At 40.3% G+C, this 25940-nt stretch carries 20 protein-coding genes; 12 read left to right on the top strand and 8 right to left on the bottom strand.

From position 1 onward, the window contains the following. Positions 1–243 precede the first annotated feature (243 nt). The 4 genes from ACM03V_RS30055 to ACM03V_RS30040 form a co-directional block, all read right to left on the bottom strand. Positions 244–1191 (bottom strand): transposase, encoded by a 948-nt coding sequence (locus ACM03V_RS30055; RefSeq protein WP_414624475.1) that lies wholly within the window; start codon positions 1189–1191, stop codon positions 244–246. Between the two features lie 482 nt (positions 1192–1673). Next, entirely contained in the window at positions 1674–2846 is a 1173-nt protein-coding gene (locus ACM03V_RS30050; RefSeq protein ID WP_414624474.1) for a CO2 hydration protein, read from the bottom strand. 248 nt (positions 2847–3094) lie between these two features. Further along, positions 3095–4579 (bottom strand): NADH-quinone oxidoreductase subunit M, encoded by a 1485-nt coding sequence (locus tag ACM03V_RS30045; RefSeq protein WP_414624473.1) that lies wholly within the window; start codon positions 4577–4579, stop codon positions 3095–3097. A 105-nt stretch (positions 4580–4684) separates the two neighbouring features. Next, complete coding sequence (locus ACM03V_RS30040) at positions 4685–6553, bottom strand: NAD(P)H-quinone oxidoreductase subunit F (RefSeq protein ID WP_414624472.1); 1869 nt, start codon at positions 6551–6553, stop codon at positions 4685–4687. 630 nt (positions 6554–7183) lie between these two features. On the opposite strand from ACM03V_RS30040, the gene ACM03V_RS30035 reads away from it, so the two are divergent. From ACM03V_RS30035 to ACM03V_RS29990, 10 genes are all read left to right on the top strand, one after another. Beyond that, the gene (locus ACM03V_RS30035; RefSeq protein WP_010995042.1) at positions 7184–7492 is read left to right on the top strand and encodes a carbon dioxide-concentrating mechanism protein CcmK; all 309 of its coding nucleotides are present in this window, start codon (positions 7184–7186) and stop codon (positions 7490–7492) included. Between the two features lie 364 nt (positions 7493–7856). Next, on the top strand, positions 7857–8201 hold the full coding sequence (locus ACM03V_RS30030) for a carbon dioxide-concentrating mechanism protein CcmK (protein WP_414624471.1): 345 nt from the start codon (positions 7857–7859) through the stop codon (positions 8199–8201). A gap of 26 nt (positions 8202–8227) precedes the next feature. Further along, positions 8228–8527 (top strand): EutN/CcmL family microcompartment protein, encoded by a 300-nt coding sequence (locus ACM03V_RS30025; protein WP_414624470.1) that lies wholly within the window; start codon positions 8228–8230, stop codon positions 8525–8527. A gap of 153 nt (positions 8528–8680) precedes the next feature. After that, positions 8681–10474, top strand: a complete 1794-nt coding sequence (locus tag ACM03V_RS30020) for a ribulose bisphosphate carboxylase small subunit (protein WP_414624469.1) — start codon at positions 8681–8683, stop codon at positions 10472–10474. Between the two features lie 194 nt (positions 10475–10668). Next, positions 10669–11439: a transferase gene (locus ACM03V_RS30015; protein WP_414624468.1), complete on the top strand. Its 771-nt coding sequence runs from the start codon at positions 10669–10671 to the stop codon at positions 11437–11439. Positions 11440–11724: 285 nt separating this feature from the next. Next, a complete protein-coding gene (locus ACM03V_RS30010) occupies positions 11725–12525 on the top strand; it encodes a BMC domain-containing protein (protein ID WP_414624467.1) in 801 nt (266 codons plus the stop codon). 308 nt (positions 12526–12833) lie between these two features. Next, on the top strand, positions 12834–13757 hold the full coding sequence (locus ACM03V_RS30005; protein ID WP_414624466.1) for a LysR substrate-binding domain-containing protein: 924 nt from the start codon (positions 12834–12836) through the stop codon (positions 13755–13757). Between the two features lie 184 nt (positions 13758–13941). Further along, complete coding sequence (locus tag ACM03V_RS30000) at positions 13942–15003, top strand: sodium-dependent bicarbonate transport family permease (RefSeq protein ID WP_414624465.1); 1062 nt, start codon at positions 13942–13944, stop codon at positions 15001–15003. Positions 15004–15145: 142 nt separating this feature from the next. After that, positions 15146–15478: a P-II family nitrogen regulator gene (locus tag ACM03V_RS29995; protein WP_414624464.1), complete on the top strand. Its 333-nt coding sequence runs from the start codon at positions 15146–15148 to the stop codon at positions 15476–15478. Positions 15479–15954: 476 nt separating this feature from the next. Continuing rightward, on the top strand, positions 15955–17580 hold the full coding sequence (locus ACM03V_RS29990) for a mucoidy inhibitor MuiA family protein (RefSeq protein ID WP_414624463.1): 1626 nt from the start codon (positions 15955–15957) through the stop codon (positions 17578–17580). Positions 17581–17700: 120 nt separating this feature from the next. Here the strand turns inward: ACM03V_RS29990 and ACM03V_RS29985 are convergent, their stop codons facing one another. Beyond that, positions 17701–19965, bottom strand: a complete 2265-nt coding sequence (locus ACM03V_RS29985) for a hypothetical protein (RefSeq protein ID WP_414624462.1) — start codon at positions 19963–19965, stop codon at positions 17701–17703. A 417-nt stretch (positions 19966–20382) separates the two neighbouring features. Beyond that, complete coding sequence (locus tag ACM03V_RS29980) at positions 20383–21030, bottom strand: SH3 domain-containing protein (RefSeq protein WP_414624461.1); 648 nt, start codon at positions 21028–21030, stop codon at positions 20383–20385. A gap of 363 nt (positions 21031–21393) precedes the next feature. Between ACM03V_RS29980 and ACM03V_RS29975 the strand changes: the two genes are divergently transcribed. Then, entirely contained in the window at positions 21394–22356 is a 963-nt protein-coding gene (locus ACM03V_RS29975; protein ID WP_414624460.1) for a DNA adenine methylase, read from the top strand. Continuing rightward, positions 22353–23279: a type II restriction endonuclease gene (locus ACM03V_RS29970; protein WP_414624459.1), complete on the top strand. Its 927-nt coding sequence runs from the start codon at positions 22353–22355 to the stop codon at positions 23277–23279. Before ACM03V_RS29975 ends, ACM03V_RS29970 begins: the two co-directional genes overlap by 4 nt. Before the next feature lie 178 nt (positions 23280–23457). Here the strand turns inward: ACM03V_RS29970 and ACM03V_RS29965 are convergent, their stop codons facing one another. Both ACM03V_RS29965 and ACM03V_RS29960 read right to left on the bottom strand, forming a co-directional pair. Beyond that, positions 23458–24675, bottom strand: coding sequence for a DUF2201 family putative metallopeptidase (locus tag ACM03V_RS29965; RefSeq protein ID WP_414624458.1), 1218 nt, complete (start codon positions 24673–24675; stop codon positions 23458–23460). 170 nt (positions 24676–24845) lie between these two features. Next, entirely contained in the window at positions 24846–25847 is a 1002-nt protein-coding gene (locus ACM03V_RS29960; protein ID WP_414624457.1) for an ATP-binding protein, read from the bottom strand. Positions 25848–25940: the final 93 nt, after the last annotated feature.

Raw genomic sequence — 25940 nt, 5'->3', positions numbered from 1 at the left:
AAAATCACTTTTCTTTAGAAATTCATGTGCAGCGATCGTTGTACAATGCCTTAACCTTCAACTTTTGGGAAGCACATCTGTGTTAGCACTGCATCTCCCGAAGATTCACTCTATGGTAAACAAATCTAGTGCAGGGTAGAAAATATTTAGCAAGAATAGATTTTATCTAAAAAAATAAACGCAACCCAATACCAAAATTGATTTTATCGGGTTGCGCTCTCTTTTAATCTAAACTTCTAAAAACTAGCTCAAATCTTCCTCAAATTCCGCGACCGAACTAACAAGAATTGCTCTTTTAAGCAAATTTTTCAAAACAGCAACATCATTAATCTTATTAACAGCTTCAACAACTTGTGTCGGCACTTCTTCAAATCGAGTTGCTAAAGTTTCGATCGCGCTTTCTTGAAGAGTTTGAATAACTCCCTCTTCCTTCGCCATTCTTTCAATACTCGTTACATAACGCATTCGATTTGCCTCCTCATCATTTCTGAGTTCGACTTTAAAATTATCTGCTAATTCTTTGGGTAAAAACATTATCCAGTCGATAAACCGGAATAATCCAATAATTTGTTCTCGGCTATATCCTTTAGTGAAAAGACTTCTAACCAGTCTTAATTTCCACTGTAAACGACTTTCCGGGTTTTGGCTGGTGGCTTTGGTTTTCAAATGCGCCATTACAACCAACCCAAAAGGATTTTCCGTTTCTTCTAAGGTTTGCCACTGTGCTTCATAGTCTAACAATTTCACTACGGGAAATTCCAAACTAACTCGACAACCACCTAGTTGATAACCGTAACTTTGAGGTCGCCAATTTATATCATTGTCTGCTAAAACTGCTAAACTGATTACTCGCTTTTTGTGTCTGTCAAACAAACGATAGTTATAAATGTACATCCGCAGGGGAAATTCACTGTCATATTGTCCCTGTACTTCGACATGAATCAATACCCAAGCTTCTTCTCCATTTAACAGCCAAACTTTCGCGACTTTATCAACCAATCGCTTCCCAATTTCCGCGTCTGGTTCTAATTGCTGTAATTCTGTATCTAAAAATTCATACGGACGTTGCCAATCGATTTCAATGTAAGCATCATAAAAGAAAAATTCCAGAAACTGTGGAAAATAATCTTCAATAATCTCTTTCCAAGGGCTATCGTAATTTGTATTTTGATTAGTACTCTGTTCGTTCATTGATTTATACACCCATCCAAAAAAAAACGGGCAAAAAACCCGTATAACAATGCTTTCTATTCAAAGTTACTTGTTGGTGCGTGACGTTAGAATAAATTATTGATACTTTCAAATTCTTTCATAGCGTCACACACTAGGGTGTTGACTTTGATAGGATTTCCGCGCTTAAAATTCATACAGCTTTTATGCCACACCATCTCCCGCCCTCACCCCGCCCTGAAGGGCACCCCTCTCCCAAGTTTGGGAGAGGGGTTGGGGGAGAGGGATTTATCTTTAATAAGAACACGTTTTTTGCATGAATTTTTAACCTCTAAAAAGGTACAAAGTCAACAGCCTAGTCACACACCCTACAATCTTCAATTCTTGTGGGATGGAAAGCAGCCCGTTGCGGGGGTTCCCAAGGCACGTTTTGGGGGGAAGTTTCCCCCCAAAAGCTGCCGCCCCGTTGTAGCGACTGCGGGGCATCCCTGCCCGTCCGATTTTTACATCCACTTCGGTAAAGCCACTTCACAAGCTATAGGCTGTTCGTTTACTGCTTGCAGCTGCGAATTAATCAGCCTATCCATCCAATTTTTCAAATAATCCCGATTTGCTTGTTGCTCGGAAGGTTCGGTAGTATCTGCGGGATAAGGCATTAATCCGAAAATTGTTGCGGTAGTCACGCAATACATGGACTTTTGGAAACTTTTACAAATTTGCACTAGCAAATCGTCTTCTCCTCGACGAGTTTGACGGTATATATTACGCAAATATTCGGGTAAATAGTGACGCATATCATGCATCAATAATGTCGGAGGGATTCCCGCACCGCCAATTGGTAATGGATCTGCATACAAGGCACCATACTGAAATCTTGCTTGATCTGGAGGGATTTGATAAGCTTGTGCGTTGTAGGATACCGTACCGTGAAAAGGCGTTCCTCGGAAGAAAATTGCTTCTACATAAGGTACGGCTGTATCCATCAAGAAGGTTAAACCAACTTTTTCGGGAATTATGTCGTAAACTTTATCCCGAATTTTGACGCTGTAGGTAATTGGGTTACTCGCATTCGCTACTAAACCCGCTTTTACATGGTCTACAACTTGAGAAATTGATGTTATTTTACCTTTATCGTAGAGGTCTGATAAACTCATAAAGGCATCGGACATGACGCGCCAAAATTGTCCCAAACCGCTGTAATAAGAACAAACCCTTAACTGCTCGATTAAAAATTCTGGAAACAGTTGGTTAACACCTAAAACTAAAGGATTATTTTTAAATTTTGCTTTGATAACAGAAGAAGCTCTTTCTCTAAATTCTTTTGAATCTACGTATTCATCTAATCCACCACCACCGTGCCACAGCATTGATTTCATGCAATACTCGGCATATTCGTAATTGATTCTATCGTGTTGCCAGTGACGCAGTAACTTGTTTAAATTAATTTCGCCGTTAAAATATTTGAAAAACGGAAAGAATACTAAAAATTGATTTTCGGCAAAGTATATCAGATTGTTTGAATAAGCATCCAAAACTATACCGTAACTGTGAAGAACCCCGACTACTTCAATTAAATTTTCTTGAGTATCTGGAAGTAATGCATCTCCACTTAATAAGCCTTCGATATATTCTGCTAAAGGATGTAAGGTAGGTTTATTTCTCTTAGTAGTTACCATAAAAATTTATCCTGTAATATTTTAATTTGGGAATTGGGAATTGGTAATGGGTAATTGGTAATAGAGAATAGTCAATTCACGACTAAGTAGGTTGGCACTAATAAATATAACTATGTAACGAAATGTAAAAAAAAAGATTGAAACCCTTGCGATTGCTTCGTCGTGCCTCCTCGCAATGACAAAACAAAGTTATGTTTAATTACGCTCACCTACTTAACAGCTAACCACTAACAACTAACCACTAACAACTAATTATTAAAAGACACGTTTACAATGGGATTTTGTCCGCTCATCATAGCGTTTGTGGTTGCTTCCGTCCAACGTGCTAACCAATTGGGTTGGATACCAAAAATTACGATTAATACTGCCAAAACGATTGCTGGCATTCTATCCGACCAATACACGCGGGGTAAATTAGTTACTTGCTCGGATAAGCGTCCGAAAAAGGCTTTACTCATCAGAATCAAAAAGTAAGCAGCAGTTAAACCTGTTCCAATCATCGAAAGTAAAGTTTGTATCGGGAAAACTTCATAACTGGCGCGAAATACCACAAATTCTGAAATGAAACCAACCATTCCCGGTATCCCGGCACTTGCCATTACTCCCAAAACCATTAAGCTGCCAATTAAAGGTAAACCTCTCTCTGGATTTAGCAATCCTTGAACAACATCTAAATCGCGGCTGCCTGCTTTTTTATACACAATTCCCACTAGCAAAAACAGCAGCGCTGAAATTAAACCGTGACTAATCATTTGCATTACGGTACCTAATATGCTTAAAGGTGTCGCAGCTGCCGCACCCAAAAGTATATAGCCCATATGCGCGACGGAACTGTAAGCCACCATTTTCTTCATATCTTTTTGCGCGATCGCACAGGATGCACCATAAAGCACGCTGATTACTGCCCAAGTTGCTAACCAAGGTCCTAAGTATGTCCAAGCTTCTGGTAAAAGATACATCCCAAAGCGCAGTATACCGTAAGTTCCCAGCTTCAAAAGTACGCCAGCCAGCAGTACGGAAATTGGTGTGGAAGCTTCAACGTGGGCATCTGGCAGCCAGGTGTGCAGGGGAACCAAAGGCATTTTAATTCCGAAACCAATTAAAATCCCTGCCAATAGCAAAATTTGTGTTGCCAACGGTATGGAACTTGTCTGTATCCCTTCTAAACCAAAACTAGACGCACCACTCAGCCAAACTAAACCCAAGAAACTTGCTAAAACCAGAATTCCAGAAACGGCAGTATAAATCAAAAACTTCGTTGCTGCATAACCCCGACGTTCCCCACCCCATATAGCAATCAACAAATACAGGGGAATTAATTCTAATTCGTAAAACAGGAAAAATAACAGCAAATCTTGGGATAAAAATGCTCCCGTAACTCCTACGTTGAGCAGCAACAACAAAGAATAATACAAGCGCGATCGCGATATGCCCGTGTCGCTACTATAAACAGCTATTGCCGTCAGTAACGCATTTAATATCAGCAAAGGCAAAGACAAACCATCAATACCAATCTGATAATTTAATCCCAGCGCATCTATCCAAGGTATGAATTCCTTAAATTGCCGATTAACTTCAAATAGATCGAACTGGCTAGCTAAAACTAAAGTCCATAAAAAAGAAATTACAGCAACGCTCAAAGCCACTGTACGAGAAACCTTCGGCGTTATACCGGGGACAAACGCAATTAAAGCCGCACCTAGAAGCGGTAGCAAAATTAAAATACTAAGCATAGGGAATATGAAGGATGGGGGAGGGGGAGACCATTCGTGACAAGGGGACAAGGGGACAAGGAGAGTTTTAACTTCTTACTTCTTACTTCTTACCCAATCTAAAATCTAAAATCCAAAATCGGTTGGTAGATTATTGAGCAATCCTAATGACCAACTTATAAATAAGCCGATTGCACTGACTCCGAAGATAATGGTCAGTAAATAACCTTGAGAACGCCCGGAAATACTATACTTTAAACCTTGTCCGCTGAAAATTGCGGCAAAACCAACCAGGTTTACAAACCCATCTACTAAATAGCGATCGCTCCAAGCGGAAATTTTTGACAGCCAAGCGACGGCACCCACTACCGTTACCCGATAAATCCGGTCTATATAAAAGTCGTATCCTAATAAATCCTGTATGAATCTCCAAGTTAAGATTCTCGATCTTGACCAAGCTTTATGTAGATAAATTGTTGAACCGATTATTACTCCGAGCAAGCTTGAAGATACTAAGGCCGCTAATATATACCAATTGATACTGTCCCAAGTGGGTAACAGATACCATTGCTGAAGCATCATTGGTACTAACAAAGTCATTATTGTTAGCGATACCATTGGTAATGCCATCGGCCAATGCACTTCCGGAGTTCGACGAGTTTTTTGTTGCGGTTCTCCCCAAAAGGCTAACCGAAATACCCTTGTCAAATTCAAGGCTGTTAAACCGTTGACTATTATCAGAATTCCGATTACCCAGGGGCTAGTTGTAATAAAACCATTAGCCCATGACAGCATTGCCCAAAAACTTCCTAAAGGTAGCAGCGTTACCATACCTGCCGAACCGACAATAAAAGCTGTAGTAGTTGCAGGCATTCGCGACCATAATCCACCCATCTCGGTGATATCCTGGGTGTGAGTCGTATAAATCACTGAGCCAGCACTCATAAATAACAAAGCTTTGGCTATACCATGAGTTAACAACAAAAGCAATGCTACACCACCTTGTTCCATACCTGCTGCGACAAATACTAAACCCATGTATGCGCTGGTGGAATGAGATAAGGTTCGTTTTATATCTATTTGAGCGATCGAAACTAAACTTGCTCCTACCGCAGTCACGGTACCGATAATTAACAAGGCATTTAAAGCTACTGGCGATAAAGCTATAATCGGCTCTAACTTGTAAAGTACGTAAGCACCACCAGCAACTACTAAGGAATTTCGCAGTACTGAAGCTGGATTTGGTCCTTCCATTGCTTCATCCAACCATAAGTTCAGGGGAAACTGAGCGCATTTACCAGTAGGTCCGGCAATCAATGCTAAACCTAATAAAGTTGATGTTAAAGGACTTAGCTCTGCCGTTTTTGCCCATTCGTACAGGTCAGAAAAATCCCAACTACCTGCCATCGTACCTATAGTTACTACCCCCATCAGCAACAATAAATCTCCTACCCGTTTGGTAAGAAATGCATCTCGTGCTGCCGTAACGACTAAAGGTTGAGCGTACCAAAATCCTACTAATAGATAAGTTGAAAGAGTTAATACTTCCAATACCATGTAGCTGAGCAGCAAAGAATCGCTAATAGCTAAAGCACTCAAAGCTGCTTCAAACAAACCCATCAAAGCAAAAAATCTTGCCGTTGCCCAATCTTTTTCCAGATAACCTAAAGCGTAAATTTGGGCTAACAAACTTAATCCAGCAATTAATATCGTTGCACCAATACCTACTGACGATATATCTAATTCAAAAGATAAATTTAAACCTGCTGCCGAAAACCAATTAATAATATAGCTTTGCGCTCCGCTACCCTCAACTTCTTTAAATACCAACAAACCGTGAGTCAAAGCTAAAGCGGTTGTCAATATATTCAAATAAGCTGCCGGTCTTGGTCCGGTACGCTTAATTAATCCCACACTCCAGGGTAAAGTTAGCAGCGCACCTACTAAACCATATAAAGGCAAAGCCCAACTAGTCGAAAATAAGAGTTGATTCATATAAATTTACCGCTATAAAAGTATGCCCATAAATTTCCTTAAACTTTCAATATTTTATGCAGTCTAAATCTGTATTCAGCTTATGCAAGCATTTGATTAATATCTTGTTTTTTGGTATTAATAGTCAAAAAACCTCTAGCCAAAAATACTTTTTTTTATAAGTAATCTTGATTCATGATGTGATTTTTCCTAATTAAAAAATTAAAAACTATCTGTCTGATAAGTTAATATTATATTTTTTAATATTTATTTTATATGTGTTTTGCACCAATAGCAATACAAAGAAGAAAGACCCGATTAGAACTCTTTGAGATAACGGTCAATATCCGCTGCTATTTAATTTACGCTGCTTAGAGCGCCAGTTTGGGCAAATGTAACAAAGAAATTATAAAGCAGAAGTGACCACTCTAGAAACTGTAAAGTTCAGATAGGCTGTAACCAACCCTCAAAGATATGTTAAGTTTTTTAAAATGCTTTTATTACAAACTATTATACTAATTTATATTGCAAGGGGTGCAAAGCTTTCATATGCTTAATTAAGAAGGTTTTTTTTTAAGCTCAAGATGAGCATCCCCGTCGGAAAAAACCTTCGTAGATGTACGAATCGAATTAACTTGTTGGAGTCTGTAAATGCCTATAGCAGTTGGAATGATTGAAACCAAAGGGTTTCCCGCAGTAGTAGAAGCTGCGGATGCGATGGTGAAAGCCGCTCGCGTGACCTTGGTCGGATACGAAAAAATCGGTAGTGCCCGCGTAACTGTAATTGTTCGGGGAGATGTTTCTGAGGTACAGGCGAGTGTTGCAGCAGGAATCGAAGCGGCCAGACGAGTAAATGGTGGTGAAGTTGTTTCCACTCACATTATTGCGCGTCCCCACGAGAACCTCGAATACGTTCTGCCGATTAGGTATACCGAAGCAGTGGAACAATTCCGAACTTAACGGCTTTTAGTCAGCTGAAATTTTTGTGAAATGCCACAATGCTGCTTTTAATCGAGCTTGCTGCGCGAGCTTTCTTAAGAACAAAAATAAGAAAAACGCCCCGACTTTCTCTCTATCTTTTTTGCAAAAACTGATGGGTTGATTATATTCATTTAAAGTGTGGTAGTTAGCGATCGTATATTGGGAGTTGGGAATTACCAATCGAGCGGCTTTCCGGCCTTGTCTAATTATCGCCCTTGTGTAGATGAAACATAGACCGCCAAGTTTTTACTGTCCCTTCTTTGTACAGATTTTTGAAAGCGGTTCCCTTCTTAAACAAGAAATGCAGTTTTATATTTAGGAAAATTTTTGAGGATTAGAAATAATGTCAATTGCAGTTGGAATGGTTGAAACGTTGGGATTTCCAGCGGTTGTAGAAGCAGCAGATGCGATGGTGAAAGCTGCTCGCGTTACCTTGGTAGGATACGAAAAAATCGGTACTGGTCGAGTTACGGTTATTGTTCGAGGAGACGTATCTGAAGTACAAGCGAGTGTTGGAGCCGGAGTTGAGTCGGTGAAGCGAGTCAACGGCGGACAAGTACTGTCTACCCACATCATTGCTCGTCCTCACGAAAACCTCGAATACGTTCTACCAATTAGATATACCGAAGATGTAGAGCAATTCCGGGAAAACGTCAACGCAATTCGTCCTTATGGTGGAAGACCGTAACGTAATCCGAGAGATCGTAAAAAGGAATGCAAATTGCCAGAGTTCGCGGTACAGTATCTAGCACGCAAAAAGACCCAAGTTTTAGAGGAGTCAAACTGCTGCTGTTACAGCTAATAGATGAAGACGGACGGGTTCAGCCAGAATACGAAGTGGCGGCAGATGCCGTTGGTGCGGGAGTCGATGAGTGGGTACTTATCAGTCGTGGTAGTGCTGCGCGTCAGGTTTATGGCAACGAACAGCGTCCAATTGACGCAGCAGTAGTCGCGATAATTGATACGGTTTACGTTGAAAATCGCCAAGTCTACAGCAAGAAAGAACAATATTAATAGTTAGTGAGACAGCGCGGTCTTGGGGGTTTCCCCCATGAGCGACTGCGAACCCGAAGGGTTGTTAGTAGATAGTTGTTAGTTGTTAGTGAAGCAACTAATAACTAGTAACTAATAACTAATAACTAATCGCATTTGAGGAGAAACAACGCTATGAGAGTCCGCAGCATGACGGCGGCTCCCCCAACTCCGTGGTCGAATAATTTAGCTGAACCGCGAATTCATGAGACTGCTTTCGTACATTCCTTTTCCCATATTATTGGTGATGTTGAAATCAGTCCTAATGTAATTGTTGCTCCAGGAAGTTCGGTACGAGCAGATGAGGGAACGCCGTTTTTTATCGATGAAAATACCAATATTCAAGACGGCGTTGTTATACACGGCTTGGAGCAAGGTCGCGTACTGGGAGACAACAAAAAAGAATACTCAGTATGGATAGGTAAAAACAGTTGTATTACCCATATGGCTCTGATTCACGGGCCGTGTTATATCGGTAGTAACTGCTTTATCGGCTTTCGTTCGACGATATTTAATGCCAGAGTCGGCGATGGCTGTATCGTGATGATGCACGCTTTAGTCCAGGATGTAGAGATTCCTCCCGGTAAATATGTACCTTCTGGAGCCGTTATTACCAGCCAACAGCAAGCCGATCGCTTGCCAGATGTAAATCCACAGGATAAAGAATTTGCTCATCATGTAGTAGGAGTAAATCAGGCACTCAGAGCGGGTTATCTTTGTGCCGAAGATAGTAAATGTATTACAAAAGTACGTGAAAAGATAGACACCTATAATACAAACGTAGATAACGGTTCGCAATCACAAAGGAGTATTGAAGTGTATAACAGTGGTTTAGACAATCAAACAGTAGACCAGGTGCGCTATCTGTTGGAACAAGGATTTAAAATCGGTACCGAACACGTAGATCAAAGACGTTTTCGCACGGGTACTTGGAATAGCTGTCATCCTATAGAAGCCAGAAGCGTTGGTGAAGCAGTATCGGCGCTAGAAGGCTGCATGACCGAACATCAAGGCGAATACGTGCGTTTATTTGGTATCGACACCAAGCATAAAAAACGGGTATTAGAAACAATTATTCAACGTCCCGATGGTTCAACAAAACCAACAACAACATCTACCTATACCACACCTCCAAAACCTAGCAATGGTGGATATAGTAGCAGTCATAGTAGTAGTCATGGCAATAGTAGTTACAGCAGTAGCAGCTACAGAAGCACTAACAATGGTGGTGGCTACAGCAACGGTAGTTCTCAACTGAGCAGCGAAACTATAGACCACGTTCGTAATTTGCTATCAGGCGGTTACAGAATCGGTATGGAACACGTAGATCAGCGACGTTTCCGCACGGGTTCTTGGCAAAGCTGTAGCCCAATCGAATCTAAGAATGCTAGTGAAGCTATTTCAGCTTTAGAAGAATGTATGAGAAGCCATGAAGGCGAATACGTGCGCTTGATTGGTATCGATCCTAAAGCCAGAAGACGAGTATTAGAAACCATTATTCAACGTCCAGAGGGTTCGAGTAACGGATCGTCTAACGGTAACGGTAGTTCAGGTTCATACCGTCCTGCTACCAATGTTCCACCAGACTCCAAGGCTACATTTACCCCTGAAGTCAGAAAGTACGGTGTCGGTTTCGAGAGTGGATCTACCGCAACTCTTACCAATACTCGTTTGAGTGCGGAAGCAATAGAAGAAGTTCGCAATCTTTTGCGTGGTGGTTATAAAATTAGTGCCGAACACGTAGACAAGCGCCGCTTCCGTACAGGTACTTGGGCAAGCTGCGGACAGATAGATGCAAACTCCGAAAGAGAAGTAGTAGGAATTTTAGAATCTTATCTAGCAGAATATCCAGGAGAATACGTCCGCTTAATTGGAGTCGAACCAAAACTCAAGCGTCGCGTAGTAGAAAACATCATTCAACGTCCGTAATTTGGGAATTGGGAATTGGGGATAGGGCACGGGGGATAGGGAATAGGTAATGGGTAATAGGTAATAGGTAAGAGACATAGTTATTTCAAAAAAGATATTAACTAACTCTTAACTTTTGAATTCCCCTTGTCCCCCCATCCCCCCTCTCCCCATCTCCCCCTCTCCCATCCTCCACTCACGAGGTAAAAAACATCATGTCCGTGCCGCCACTGCGTCTGTATAATAATTTCGAGACTTTTTTCAGTGGCGAGGTGATTATTCATGCAAGTGCAGTTATCGCACCAGGGGTGATAATGCAAGCGGCTCCCAATAGTAAAATAATTATCGGTTCTGGAGTTTGTATTGGTATGGGGTCAATTCTCCAGGTAGATACAGGAACTTTAGAGATAGAATCGGGAGCAAATTTAGGAGCAGGTTTTCTAATGGTTGGTGCCGGTAAAATTGGCACTAATGCTTGTATTGGCTCGGCTACAACTGTATTTCGTTCTTCTGTAAAACCGGGAGAAGTAGTTCCTGGTGGCTCTGTTATCGGAGATACTAGCAGAACTTTTACTGAGCCTTCCCCCCAAGAAATGAATGGTAAAGTCAAGCAACCGCAGTTACCCGTAACAGAGCAAGTAGAGCAAGCCAAGGAAACTGAAGCAGCCAATGAGCCAGAGCAAGTAGAAGAAATTGTTTCTAATACTTCTAATGGTACCAAACCTTCAATTTATACTACTCCTCCCGTCACCCCTTCACCTCGTCCTTACGTTAGTCCATCTCCAATTTCGTATTTTTCTCCCGTCAAAGATTCAACAGATTTAACACAGGAAACTGATTCGTTAGAAGATTCAGCGGAAGAATCTACCAATGCTAATTCAAACGGTGTGGGGAATCATATCTATGGAAGAAGCAACGTCAAAAGCCTGCTGACAACCTTATTTCCTCACCGACAAACTTTGGATACACCTCATGATGATAAATAGTAAAGGATAAAATAAATTAATCTATGAATAAAACTTGTATTCTTTGTTGTAATTTACGCTGCATCACGAATCGATATTTCTAGATATTTATATTTACATAGAGCGGCAATATCCCTTTAAATCGCACCTTTGTATTCAATACAAGTCTACCCACTTAAAAATATCTTCCATGCTCCATCCTTCACATTTGATAGAAGCTAGGATTAAAGGAATTGACGTAAATTCATATGTTTAATTTTTATCCTTCACTTTTCGCAGTTAGTTGGAGTTTTGGGGAAAATTTAGATGCACTCATATAATCAATATTCATCACGAAATAGAGATATCAAAGATACCGCTTTAGGATTGGTATCAACTATAAGTTTTCCTGCGATAGTGGGAACGGCGGATATGATGCTTAAGTCTGCTGGGGTTCATTTAATCGGATACGAAAAAATTGGTGGAGGACATTGTACTGCCGTAATTCGCGGTGGAGTCGCTGATGTACGTTTGGCGGTAGAATCTGGCGAACAAACTGCAAAGCAATTCGGACAGTTTGTGTCTAGTTTAGTAATACCTCGTCCATATCCTAATCTAAATTTAGTATTACCTATTACTAATCGTCTAAGTAAATTTTCTGAGGGGGCAAGCTACAATAAATTAAGCAATCAAGCAGTTGGTTTGGTCGAAACAATCGGTTTCCCGGCGATGGTGGGAGCCTGTGATGCCATGCTTAAATCAGCAGAGGTTCAGTTAGCAGCTTATGAAAAAATCGGTGCGGGTTTGTGTACTGCTATCATTCGCGGTTCTGTAGCAAATGTAGCAGTAGCAGTCGAAGCAGGAATGTACGAAGCAGAACGAATTGGGGATTTAAATGCCGTTATGGTGATACCTCGTCCGTTGGATGAATTAGAAGAAACCTTGCCAGTAGCAAGTTGTTGGATAGAAGAACGTCAGCCAGTAAATTTACCAATAAGTATCAAAGAGCCAGTTGGAGAAGCAGAATTGTTAGAATTGCCAGATTTAAACAAGTTGCCGGAAAAAATCATTGAGGAAGTAACAATCGTACCGGAAGTTGAAAGATTAGAAATGGGTGAGATGGAATAAGAATTGGGAGTAGAAAACAGGGAACAGGCAATTGGGAATTGGGAATTGGATTATTAATTATATTTTTTAGCTAAATGTACTTAATTAAATGCCGTTACTTTCGATAATAACTCCTAAGTAACATAAAGGGAATAGTTGTTTTTGAATTAGAACCATAGAGTTGAGTCTATGGAAACCTTGTGAATTCGTCATGAAAGAAAGCGGTGCATAAGTTCATTTTTAGGTAATACTTATAGGTATATCTATGGATAAACCTTTTGATATAGATTTTTGCCTATAAGTACTATAAAGAAAGAGGATAATTAACATTGAATCAGGCGACGCTGCACCAGTTAAGAGTGTTTGAGGCAGCGGCACGACACGGTAGTTTTACTCGCGCTGCTGAGGAGTTATTTCTTACACAACCTACCATCTCCATGCAGATAAAACAGCTAACAAAATCTGTAGGAATCCCTTTGTTTGAGCAGGTAGGTAAACGCTTATATCTTACAGAAGCAGGACGAGAATTGTTTTCTACTTGCAAAGAGATATTTAATACTTTGGCTCAATTTGAGATGAAAGTAGCGGATTTAAAAGGTTTAAAACAAGGACAATTACGATTAGCAGTTATTTCAACAGCAAAATATTTTATTCCGCGTTTATTAGGCTCATTTTGTCAGCTTTATCCGGGCATTGAGATTTCTTTACAGGTGACAAATCATGAAGGTATTCTGGATCGAATGACGAGCAATCAAGACGACTTATATATTATGAGTCAAATTCCAGAACATCTTGATATATATTACGAAGCATTTTTAGAAAACCCTTTATTGGTTTTAGCACCAGTTAATCACCCTTTAGCTAACGAAAAGAATATCCCCATATCAAAGCTGGCAAATGAAGCTTTTATTATGCGCGAACCCGGTTCTGGAACTCGTAAATCGGTACAAGAATTGTTTGATGAAAACGATGTACAAGTAAAAGTAAAACTCGAATTAGGTAGTAATGAAGCGATAAAACAAGCTATTGCCGGTGGCTTGGGAATATCGGTTTTATCTCGCCATACATTAATGCCTTATGCAGAAGATTTAACTATTTTAGATGTAGAATACTTTCCAATAAAACGCAATTGGTATATGGTTTATCCTAACGGAAAACAGTTATCTATTGTTGGACGTACCTATTTTGAATATTTACTAGAAGCCGCTAAGCAATTTGCTTCCGAAACGGCTTTGTATGGAAAAGCAAGATAGAAAGTTAGGAGTTAGGAGTTAGGAGTTAGTTAGTATTGTTTACCTACTACCTACTATCTATTCCCAATCCCCATACTTGAAAGTATTTCGTAAAAATGCTAAGGCAATAAACTTTTAGCGCACATTTCGTACTTCAACTTGAAACACGAATAAACTACAATTCTCATTAAGGAGGAATTATAACGTGGATTTCTTGTTCGATTTTTTGACGAACTTCCTGGGGCAGTTACAGTCCCCAACACTTGGCTTTCTGATTGGGGGTATAGTTGTTGCCTGCCTCGGTAGCCGACTGGCAATTCCAGATCCGGCCTATAAGTTCATCGTCTTCATGCTGCTCATGAAAGTCGGGCTGACAGGTGGGCAGGGGATCCGCGAGTCCAATCTGGCACAGATACTGTTGCCCGCACTGTTCGCCGTGTTAATAGGAATCCTTATCGTGTTTATCGGGCGCTACACGTTGTGTAAGCTGCCAAATGTCAAAACCGAGGATGGCATTGCGACCGCAGGCTTGTTCGGTGCCGTGAGTGGCTCTACCCTCGCCGCCGCCCTGACGCTACTGGAAACGCAAAGCATCTCATACGAGCCCTGGGCCGCCGCACTCTATCCCTTCATGGACATCCCAGCGCTGGTGACTGCGATCGTCTTGGCCAGCATTCATACCAGGAAGCAGCGCGATACCGCAGGCGAGTATCCCAGCAGCAGGCAGGAGTATCTCAGCAAGCAGCGCGGTACCGCAGTCAAGCGGGTCAAGATATGGCCCATCATCAAGGAAAGCCTCCAGGGCTCTGCTTTATCGGCACTGCTGCTCGGTCTCGTTCTAGGCCTGCTAACCAAGCCGGAAAGTGTCTATCAAAGCTTCTACGAACCCCTCTTCCGCGGTCTGCTTTCGGTACTGATGCTGGTAATGGGTATGGAGGCAGCCGCAAGGATTAAAGAACTGCGCCAGGTGGGCCAGTGGTATGCCCTGTATGGCTTTGTGGCACCGTTGCTGCATGGGTTCATCGCCTTCGGTTTCGGCATGATTGCCCACTACGCCACAAACTTCAGCCTTGGCGGTGTCGTGATTCTGGCCGTCATCGCCGCCTCCAGTTCAGACATCTCAGGGCCGCCAACTTTACGAGCCGGTATCCCGTCGGCCAATCCCTCCGCTTACATCGGCGCGTCCACAGCCGTCGGCACGCCAGTCGCGATTGCCTTGGGAATACCGCTCTTCATCGGGCTTGCCCGGGCGTTGGGGGGCGGCTAATCCCAGACGGGTCGCGGTCTGCCGGTGCTTTCGTGTCCCGGCGACCGACGCGGCGGCGAGATCGGCGCGATAGCGCGCGGTGCTGCCGTTTTCCTAAGTTTTTATGTAGTTTAATGAATATACACGTCTAGAGGTAATCAACATGGCCAAGCCAGCCAGCAAGCTCGTCATTGTCACAGAAAAGTTGCTACTGAAAAAGATCGCCAAGATCATCCTCCAAGCCGGGGCGACCGGTTATACGGTGGTGGACGCTGGCGGTGAAGGCAGTCGCAACGTGCGCTCGTCAGGACAACCCAGCGTTTCCGAAAACTTCTCGAATATAAAGTTCGAGGTGCTCACCGACACTCGGGATCTGGCCCTGAAGATTTCGGATGAGGTCGCAGCGGAGTTTTTCGACGATTATTCGGGTATCGTCTATCTCTGTGAGGCGGAGGTACTGAGCGCGCACAAGTTCTGTGGCCCAGATGGCTGTTGAATCGAGACGACGCAGACCTTGACACGAGTCTACGAAGGTAATACCATCGCTTTCGTATACACGTTGTGTGCTAGCACGCTTGCCATAGTGAGCGTGCTAGCACCATAACATAATATTTATTCTGCCTGTTCTTCGTTGTCCGGTAACTTTTTTTCTGCGACCTTTTATACTCTTAAACCTACATTCCGTACTTCAATCTGAAGTATGAATAAATTAAATTACCGATATACATCCTGCATACTAGAAGACGTTGCACTGTAACATCTCTACATCATTAATAAACCCATTTGAGAATTAGGTTCGCGTTAGTCTAACGAGTCGTGCCGCGAGTAAGGCTTGCGTCGCCCGGAAGGCGATACACCGTAGGTGCGGCGAGTGCGTTTTTGAAGGAAATATTACGAATTTTATTGACGGCTAGGCTTTAATGGATTAACAATTAACCTGCATAACCGTTCGCAATTAAGGAAAAGCTGGCAGTGGTTAACCAGGAAATACCATCTCGGCGTAAAATCGTAGAAACAGATGTTCTCGCAGTTGCTGTTTACACAAATCAAGCATTAGTAACGCGCCGTGGTGTAGTGGAATTAAGCGGACAGGAACGGGAATTGATAGTCTCCCAACTGCCAGTAACTCTTGACACTGAGTCGGTAAGGGTTAGCGGTAAAGGTAATGTGGCGGTGCGTTTGTTGGGTGTAAATGTGGAAAAGATTTACACGACCGAATCGGTAGTAGCACGTGTATCGCAGTTGCATCAACAAATTGAGCAGTTGGAAGCGCAGAAACGTCAATTTCAAGCTCAAATGGATGCTTTGGCGTTACAGTCGCGGTTTATTGAAGGTTTGCGAGAGAAGACTGAAGATCAATTTTCGATTAGTTTGGCACGTAAAAGCATTAGCTTGAGCGAAACTTTGGATTTACTCAACTTTCTTGGCAGCCAATATACAGAATATGCCATTTCCACGGAAGATTACAAAAATCAACAGATGGAATTAGAAAAGCAGTTGGAGGTGCTGTACGCTTCTTTAAAACAAACTAAATCTCCTCAACCCCAGGAAAGTTTTAATTTAAGGGTGGGGATTGAAAGTGCGGGTACGGGGAAGTTTGAATTAGAAGTGTCTTATGTAGTTAATAGTGCTAGTTGGAAACCGCTTTACGATATCCGAGTTGACAGCAAAACTAAAAGCGTAAATTTGGGATACTTAGCGCAAATAATTCAAAATACCAGCGAAGATTGGACAAATGTAAATTTAACGCTTTCTACAGCCAAACCGGGTAGCGGTACTTTACCACCGAAGCCACAACCTTGGTATATTGATATTCCTCAACCGGGAATGAAGCGAAGAAGAGCATCTCGGTTTGCATCTGTGCCAATGGCTGCACAATCTCGCAGCTTTGAATTTGAAGAAGATAATTTATTTGGTGAAATTGAAGAGTTAGAAAACACAATTGAAGCAGATGTAATTACAGCAGAAGTATCCCAAGAAGGAAACGTAGTTACCTTTAACTTAGATGGTAATGGAAATATACCCAGCGACGGCACACCTCACAAAACTACAATTTTTCAAGATGACTATCCCTGTAATTTTGGCTATATAGCAATGCCGCGTTTGGTAAGTTTTGCTTATTTACAAGCCAATGTGAAAAATAATTCTAACGGCTCTACTTTATTACCGGGTAAAGCCAATATATTTCGCGATAACATCTTTGTGGGAACATCCGAATTAGAAAACACCGTACCGGGTGAAGAATTTAACTTAAACTTGGGAATTGACGAAGGTGTGAAAATCGAACGTGATTTAATAGAGCGTGAAGTTGATAAAAGGTTTATTGGTAATCTTCGCAAAATCACCTATGGATATAAATTGCAGATAAGTAACTTGCTCGACACACAAGCAAAATTAGAACTTATCGAACAATTGCCAGTAAGCCGCAACGAACAAATCAAAGTACGTCTCAATCGCACAAACCCCCAAATTCAACTTGGTGAAATGGGAATCTTGCAATGGAATTTAACTCTCGCACCACAAGAAAAACAAGAAATTTACTATCAGTTTACCGTCGAATATCCACCGCAATTAACCGTGATGGGGTTGGATGTTTGAATTGGGAATTGGGCATTGGGCATTGGGCATTGGTAATTGGTAATTGGGCATAGTTAGGAGTTAAGAGTTATTCTTCTCCTTGTCCCCTTGTCTCCCCCTCTCCCCATCACCCCATCCCCCCTACCCCTTCGCTGCCGCACGCACAACTCGATTGCCGTCGCGGGTTAATGCAGCGCGACTTTCGGAGGGAGTGTTGGGATTTTGAGCGATCGCATATCTTTCTAACCAGGATGTAGAGTTAATGTTTTTTGCTAATATTTCGCTTGGTGTTGAGGGATGCAAAAAGATTAGTAAGCGGGTAAATATGGGGGTGAAAGAGGTAATGCAATCTGCCAAAATTTTACTAATTCTATCTGGAAAGCGATTTACTAAAGCGAGTACTGCTGCTTGCTTAATTTGATTATCTGGCTTTCCTAAAATGGCTAATTGTTCGAGAATTTTTAAGGATGTGTTGACATGAGTTGCAACGGCGACAACAACTTCATTGTCTCGATCTATTGCTAATAGCTCTAGTAAACTACTGGGAGTATGGGGATTTTCTGCTACACCCAAGCGCACCATACTAATTTGATCTTCTGCTAGCTGCTTGAGCAGGCTTTTGTCGATGTTGGGATGACGTGCAACCCCCTGACGAACGATTACCCATTGGCTATGAGAAAGTTCGGCAAGGGTTTGTGAAGATGTATTGGGATCTTTGAGAACATCAAGCTGCTTTAAAATGCTTTGTGGAGCGTAAGCATTGTTTCTCGCCGCGTCTCTAACCGTTTTATTTTTATCTTGAATCAGTTTTATAAGAGTTTGGCGAGGAGTTTTGAGATTTTTAGCTACTATAGTGCGTACTTCCCAACGATGATGTTTTGCTAATTCTGTAAGTGTCATGCTTGAAGTGTTGCGATGACAAGCTACAGCAGCACAAATTTTCAAATCTCCAGTTTGCGCTAAGCATTGCAAAGTACTATCGGGGGTTTTGGAATTACGAGAAAGGTTTCTAAGTGCTGTTTCTAGAATCGAATTGTTTTCTTCATCGACGAGTTTTTCTAAAACGTGAATCGGAGTATTAGGATGTTGCGCGACTCTTTGACGGGTATCGTAATTGCTACTTTCTGCCATTGCCGTTAGCATATGAGGATCGTAAACGGCGTATGCTGGCATAATTGGGATGCCTTGAGCGCGGGCTGTATTAATATAGTCGTGTATTGTAGTTTTTTGCTTATCAAAACCAGTTTTTGCCCGATTGTTCGGATGAGCGGCAATAATTTTACCAATCCAAGCATCGTTTTCCGTCGCCAATTGCTCTAATGCTTCTGCACTCGAATTGACGTTAAGGGCTACAGCTTTGCGTACCATGACATTTTCATCGCTTGCTAGTTGTAACAACACATCCCCAGGAGTATTGGAATGAGCCGCAATGCCCAAACGAATCCGCATCCATTGACTTGTGGAAAGCTGTCTGAGAATATCTTCAGAAGTTACTGGATTTTCAGTTGCTTCCAATTGCAGTTGAAACTGCTGGTGTAAAGTCAAAGGTGTTAGGGGATGATAAGCAACAGATAGGCGTACAATATCGCTAACATCTCCCATCAAATCTTCAACAATATTTCTCGGAGTATGAGGATTTTGAGCAATACAAGCGCGTACTCTACTGTAACTATCCGTAGCCAAAATTTCCAAGACTTGCTTTGAAGTATTTAAACTTTCGGCAATATGCAAGCGTACCTCAGCATCCAGCGTTTTTAACAGATATTTCGGTACCGCACCAATAGCCCACAGATACATTTCAGATTGGCGATCGCGTGGTAAATTTGTAGTCTGCATTGCCGCAATCGCAACTTCATTCCATCCGGAGTGCATTTCCCCAGCTAAAGTAACGTGTAAGCGAGCAGCTTCAGCAACTTCTATATTTTCTACCTGAGTTAATGCGAGCAAAGCTGTTTTCGGCGTTTTAGGATTCATGGCAATGGTTAACAGCACTTCTACATCGTCATGACTCGTCGCCAATTCCAGAAACTGAGGTGGTACCTCCTGGAGTATCAACAAAGAAAGCAAAGTAACAAGCGGGATATCCGCGACAAAGTTAGGATTTTCTAATAACAATAAAGAAAACACCGGATTTTCTAACAACTGTTGAGGAAATTCTGCTCCTAATTGCAATAATATTTCTGTTGGCGTGTTAGGATTACCAGCAACATTTTTTCGTATCATATTATCCGAACTACTGCTAATAAACCGTAGCAAATTGGGAGCAGCATTTGCATTCTGCGCTACAATTCTTGCCAATTCAATATTAATTTTTGATAACTCTTCTAACCGCTGTGGGGAAACTTCCTCGCTCGCTGCTTGTTGCCGAAGTTCTGATAAATTCGGTTCTGGAGAACGATTAACCATAGCGCATAACTAATAAGTAATATAGAATAAAATGTATATCTGAAGTTAACTTTTATATAACTTCTCGTATCTTTACAGAATTGGTCAAGAGTAAATATAGCAATATCAATTCTCAGTTACCATTGTTATCAAGTCATCTAAATTACAAATAGCTAGTTATATATATTGAATTATCTAAATATTCTCCTTTATTCAATTTGCTTTCAGTAGCGATACCAACTAAAATTATAAAAATTATTTAAAATATAAATAAAATACAAGAAATTTAAATACAATATAGCATTCTTAAATTATCGATCAAATTAAAAAAAAACGGCTAAAAAACCGGGTTTCTTAACACTTCAATTTGTTACAACTCATATACTGCCATAGTAGGATATATTACACTTCTCCCCTAACTGCTGCATAAAATCATCCTTACCCTTCATTAAAAATAAAGTGCTTTGGTTTTTGAGTCTGAATAAAATTTGTCATAATATCCTTTTCTTTTACTGTTGGTGTCGCAAAACAACCTACTGTCCCAACATTATAATTACCACTAAAAACTGATGGATCGTAATGAATACCTATCTCCGAACGATTTGTATTAAAAGTTGGTGTAATCGGCGACCAAACCCCTCCAAATTGTGCTTTTAAATCGCTACCTTTATACACCCATCCAGGAGCATCAAAAGTGTAAATTCCAAAAGGCGGAGGCGTTAGAGAATCTTCGACATGAGAAGGAGTTTGCTTACCGATTCTACCCGAAATAAGCCTTACCGTATTCACAGTCTTACCATTGCGATCGACTAATATAGTTTTATATACTCTCAAACCACCAGCAACTGTTTCGTTAGTACGAGTCGCCACTACTTTTGCGCCTTTAACAACTTTCAAAAACTCCGATGCTACCCAGCGATTTTCACTAATTTCTACCCAATTCCACTTACCTTTAAGAACTGGTTTTCCTTGTACTTTTACTTTACTACCATTACTAATAAATTCTATTTTATCTCCTAATGGCGCATTACGAACTGTAAGAGCATCGGCATCTTGTGTATGAACGTAAGCAATATAATCCATCATTTTTTATCTGTATAATTAATTGTTTTATCTTTTAGTAAATACTTCAATTTTAAAATCTATAATTACGGATTCAGGCGGATTTAGTTTAGTTACAATAAATCTATATTTTCCAATAAAATTCGCCAAACACAATTGCATCTAATGTGAATTTGATGATTTATTTTTTATTCTATTAATCAAGTAAATTGCTACTCGCTTCTCAAAAATTTACAAAATTTTTGAGAAAATATTCAAGCTTCATGTATAATAATAAACGTTTGACTTAGCTTTTTCAAAAAAATAAATTTAATTTGTGTATTTTTAAATAACAGCATGGTACTAATGAACTACAATAGATTTGTAGTATTTGTATGGGTTTAATTAATGGTTTCAAGCCATCATCAATTGTTAAGTGTATCGGTAGCCCCGAAGCCTTTTTTGAAGTGGGCTGGTGGCAAAACTCAGTTAATCAAACAAATAACTAAATTTTTACCACAGGCACTAAATAATGGTTCGATAACAAAATATGTAGAACCGTTTATAGGAGGTGGCGCTTTATTTTTTTTGTTCGCATACAATTATCCAATTAAAGAAATTTTTATCTCTGATGTCAATGCCGATCTAGTATTAACATATAAAACCATTCAGCGTAACGTAGATGGTTTAATTGAATTATTATCGAATATTGAAAAAAAATATTTATCTTTAAACTTAAATCACAGGGCTGAGTATTTTTATAAAGTTAGAAGTCAATTTAATTCTCAAAAAGATCGGATAGATTTACTCAAGTATAATTCGGGGTGGGTAGAAAGAAGCGCACAACTGATTTTTTTAAACAAGACTTGTTTTAACGGATTGTTTCGAGTGAATTCAAAAGGAGAATTTAATGTTCCTATAGGTAAATATAAAAAACCATCTTTAGGTAATCCAGAAAATTTAAGATCGGTGGCTAAAATTCTCCAAAGAACAGAAATCATACAAGGGGATTTTAGTAAATGCGAATCATTCATTGATTCTAATACTTTTGTATATTTCGATCCTCCTTATAGACCAATTAGTAATACATCCAATTTTACATCTTATTCGCATCAAACATTTGATGATTCAGAACAATTAAGGTTACGTGATTTTTTTAAAAAATTAGATAAAAAAGGCGCGTTTCTTCTTTTGAGCAATTCCGATCCTAAAAATCAGAATCCCGAAGATGATTTTTTTGAAAAACTTTATGCCGATTATCGCATAGAAAGACTTAAAGCTACCCGACACATCAATAGTAATTCTTTGAAGCGTAACTCTATCAATGAATTGTTAATTATGAATTATGAGATAGAAGTACATCCATCGTGAAATATAGCTTTTTATTTCAAAATTTTTTTAACTGCTGTAACGAGTCAGAAGTTTTTCAATATTTTCAGGATACATTAACAGATTCAATAACGGGATGGCATTATTTTGTTGATTGGCCAAAAGTACTAGATAGATTCAGAGAAAACGAAATTTATTTGAACGCATTGAATTATTTAGTTGGTAAAGAAGATATAGAAAATGAGTTTCGCTATCTTTTGCAAAAAATGCCTCAAGTTGTCAGAGCTATACCTATTTTAATTGCCTGTCGCACTTTTAACTTTCAGATATTGATAGATTATACAAATAATAATTTTAACTATAAATCTTTTAATTTTAGAAATCAAAGTCTTTTCTTTCCGCAAGACATAGATGATATTATTGAATTTACTAAGAATGCTGGTGTCTTAGAATTATTTAAAAATAGAACTATTAAGAGTATTCCCGATTATGTACTGGGAATCGAAGTAGGTTTGGATTCAAACGGTAGGAAAAATCGTGGTGGAACAGCGATGGAGATTATTGTAGAAAGTTTAATTACTGCGATATGTGAAGAAAACGATTTTTTATTTATTCCCCAAGCGACTTCTGAGAATATTAAAAAGCAATGGAATATTGATGTTGAAGTAGATAAATCCGGACGGCGTTTTGACTTTGCGGTTAACAATCAAAATCATTTATATTTAATAGAGGCTAATTTTTATGGTGGAACTGGTTCTAAACTGAAATCTACAGCTGGTGAATATAAAAGTTTATTTGATTTTATCTCCAGACAGGGACATCAATTTATTTGGATAACTGATGGTTTGGGATGGAAAAGAACTTTACATCCTTTAGAAGAGACTTTTAAACATATTGATTACACTTTAAATTTGAATATGGTTGTTGATGGTTTACTTGGAGAATTGATTGCACAACAATTGTGATTATTCTGCTTTTATAAAGCCCCCCTTTTCAAAGGGGGGTTGGGGGGTTCTTAATGTTAGGAAGCTTAATTGTCTGCTGTCGTTAGGTAAATCTTGCTTTATTCGTTATGTTACAAAAATGCCGAGAGACGTAGCATTGCTACGTCTCTACATTAGGAACTTGTTAGTCAATATTTCTTCAAACAGATAACAACCGTACTGCTTCCCCAAAAGGAAATTCTTCTAAAGCCAAACCACCGGGAGTGACTACCCATAACACTGGTAATTCCGGCGCTGTATCGGGGAAAGTACCATAGCCATCTGTTAAATAAACGCATACTCCCGCTTGATGTCCGTCCCATCTTTGAGCAACTTGATCGAAGAAGGGTACAAACGATGTACCGCCACCACCTTGGGGTTTTGGTGGCATCGAATCGGCGTTGATTTCGTAGGGGCCATAAACTTCGGCATCAACGTAATAAAATTCACATTTGATGTGGGGGTAGGAACTTAAAATGCCCTGCACTTCCGAGAAAAATAAACCCAGTAAATTTGTATCGATTGAGCCGCTGGTATCCAAAGCCAAATAAACGCGAATCGATTCCCCCTGCAAGCTTTCCAGGTATAACCCGCGCCCTACAAAACGGCGATCGAATCCAGAAAAATCAGTAGGGGTTTGTACCAAATATCGCCAAAGGTAAGAACGCCAATCAATTTGAGCGGAATTTAAAGTTTCTAATTCTCGCTCTATTCCTCCCCCAAGACTACCTTTATTTTGCGTGCGAGCTACAGTTGCAGCTTGCTGCATGGCATTACGCCAATGTGCTTCCATTGCCGATTTTTTGGCTTGAGACATACTATCGCCAGTTTGAGAAGTCGGAGAACTTTCACCTTTACTTTCCTTATCTCCTCCTTCCTGACTTTCTCCTTGACTACCTTCTTGTTCCGAATTACCAGCATCTTCTGGTGGACTATCAAGTAAATCGGCGTTAGTTAATTCTGGTGCATTATCGGCATCTTGAAGCAGAATTTCATAAACTTCCTCAACGCTTAAATGTTCTAAATTAGCGTCTCGTAAAGTTCCTTCCGGCAATTCAAAACCTTGAGCCGCAATCATCCCATTGATCGCAATATCAGCCGCAATATTCCATAACTGAGCATCCCGCACACCCCGACGCGGTACGTGAAGCAGCGCCGCGTGCAAAACTTCGTGTAGCAACACGCCATCAAGTTGTTTTGCTCTTAAAGATAATAAAAACTCAACATTATAAAAAATATCTTTACCATCAGTAGCAGCAGTTGGTAATTTCTCCGTCGCAATCAAACGAGCAAACATCGCCAAAGTTGCAAAAAAAGGCGATTTTGTCTGCAAGCGTAACAAAGACGCGCTGATCCTTTTTTGAATATCTTCAGTCATTTTAGAATAGTTAGGAGTAAATAAGGTTAAAGCTCAAAGTTAGGAGTTAGAAGTTAAGAGTTAGGAATTAAGAGTTAAGAGTTAGGAATTAAGAATTAAGAGTTAAGAGTTAAGACGTATAAATCATAGTTATTTAACCTCTAACCTTTAACTTTTAACCTTTGACCTTTTTACGGTTTTTGCGATTCGAGATAATCTTGTAATAACTTTTTGAATTCGGGTTCTTTACTCAATAAATTAGCTAAGACTCCTCGCTTACCTTTACTTTCCATAGTTCGCGATAAGTCTACTGCGAACAGTCTTACCCATTCGTTTGCTGCAACTTGATTTAACCAGTTGAAAGCGTTGAGTGCTTGGTTAGCATTGTCGGCGCGTACTGTTAATCCAATTACCGTTGCATATCTAACGCTGGGTTCTTTTGGAAATTGAATACTTTCGCCTTTTCCTTCTAAAATCGCGATCAGATTGGGTAGATTTTCGTACATTGAAATGTAAGAATTAAACTCAGATCCAGCAGCGCTTCCTACTGCTGAATTAATGTCTAACCCGGCAAAATGTAAAGCACTAGCCATTACCCAGGAACGAGGAGAAGGCCAAGCTGGTTGTTGGGGGTCGATTTTGTGTAATAAAGTGGTGCGGAAGGAGAGAAAAGCAATTATCTGCTCGTGTATCCCTTTCTCTAAAGCATAAGTTTTGAAGCTTTCAAAATCTGGCTGTACTTCCAGATGCAAAAACCTATTTGCTAAAGGTGAAGGCATATCAAATACGGCGGCGCGGTCTTCTTTGCGGTTTCCTGCTGCCCATACAAACCAACCATCTGGTACTTCGTAGGAGCCTACGCAGCGGTCTAAAATCAACTGTTGTGCAACTCCCTGCATTGCCGGAGGAGCCATATTTAATTCATCAAGGAACAATATACCTTTACCCTTACGAGGCAAAAATTCCGGTGGAAACCATTTAGAAATACCATTTTCAGCAACAGGTAAACCTCGTAAATCAGTAGGTGCTAATTGAGACAAGCGAACATCAACAAAATCAATATCGCTTTCCCGCGCTAACTGACCAACAATACTAGATTTACCAATACCGGGAGACCCCCAAATCATCGTACTGATTTGAATATTATTACGAATTAGCTGGTATAAAAATACTTTAAGTTCGCTGGGAGTCATAGAATTTTAGTTAGGAGTTATGAGTTAGGAACTAGGAGTTAGGAATTAGGAATTAGGAATTAGGAATTAGGAATTAGGAATTAGGAATTAGGA

The sequence above is a fragment of the Calothrix sp. CCY 0018 genome, assembly GCF_963920925.1.
Lineage (GTDB): Bacteria > Cyanobacteriota > Cyanobacteriia > Cyanobacteriales > Nostocaceae > Rivularia.
The sequence above is the reverse complement of the archived record's forward strand: the minus strand, read 5'-3'. Positions and strand labels throughout refer to the sequence as shown.

Bases quoted from the DNA above. Each gene is read 5' to 3' on its own strand.
- ACM03V_RS30030 (WP_414624471.1), top strand. From the start codon at position 7,857: ATGTCAATTGCAGTTGGAATGGTTGAAACGTTGGGATTTCCAGCGGTT.
- ACM03V_RS29985 (WP_414624462.1), bottom strand. From the start codon at position 19,965: ATGGTTAATCGTTCTCCAGAACCGAATTTATCAGAACTTCGGCAACAA.
- ACM03V_RS30045 (WP_414624473.1), bottom strand. From the start codon at position 4,579: ATGCTTAGTATTTTAATTTTGCTACCGCTTCTAGGTGCGGCTTTAATT.
- ACM03V_RS30055 (WP_414624475.1), bottom strand. From the start codon at position 1,191: ATGAACGAACAGAGTACTAATCAAAATACAAATTACGATAGCCCTTGG.
- ACM03V_RS30035 (WP_010995042.1), top strand. From the start codon at position 7,184: ATGCCTATAGCAGTTGGAATGATTGAAACCAAAGGGTTTCCCGCAGTA.
- ACM03V_RS30015 (WP_414624468.1), top strand. From the start codon at position 10,669: ATGTCCGTGCCGCCACTGCGTCTGTATAATAATTTCGAGACTTTTTTC.
- ACM03V_RS30025 (WP_414624470.1), top strand. From the start codon at position 8,228: ATGCAAATTGCCAGAGTTCGCGGTACAGTATCTAGCACGCAAAAAGAC.
- ACM03V_RS30010 (WP_414624467.1), top strand. From the start codon at position 11,725: ATGCACTCATATAATCAATATTCATCACGAAATAGAGATATCAAAGAT.
- ACM03V_RS30050 (WP_414624474.1), bottom strand. From the start codon at position 2,846: ATGGTAACTACTAAGAGAAATAAACCTACCTTACATCCTTTAGCAGAA.
- ACM03V_RS29975 (WP_414624460.1), top strand. From the start codon at position 21,394: ATGGTTTCAAGCCATCATCAATTGTTAAGTGTATCGGTAGCCCCGAAG.
- ACM03V_RS29980 (WP_414624461.1), bottom strand. From the start codon at position 21,030: ATGATGGATTATATTGCTTACGTTCATACACAAGATGCCGATGCTCTT.
- ACM03V_RS29960 (WP_414624457.1), bottom strand. From the start codon at position 25,847: ATGACTCCCAGCGAACTTAAAGTATTTTTATACCAGCTAATTCGTAAT.
- ACM03V_RS29995 (WP_414624464.1), top strand. From the start codon at position 15,146: ATGGCCAAGCCAGCCAGCAAGCTCGTCATTGTCACAGAAAAGTTGCTA.
- ACM03V_RS30040 (WP_414624472.1), bottom strand. From the start codon at position 6,553: ATGAATCAACTCTTATTTTCGACTAGTTGGGCTTTGCCTTTATATGGT.
- ACM03V_RS30020 (WP_414624469.1), top strand. From the start codon at position 8,681: ATGAGAGTCCGCAGCATGACGGCGGCTCCCCCAACTCCGTGGTCGAAT.
- ACM03V_RS29965 (WP_414624458.1), bottom strand. From the start codon at position 24,675: ATGACTGAAGATATTCAAAAAAGGATCAGCGCGTCTTTGTTACGCTTG.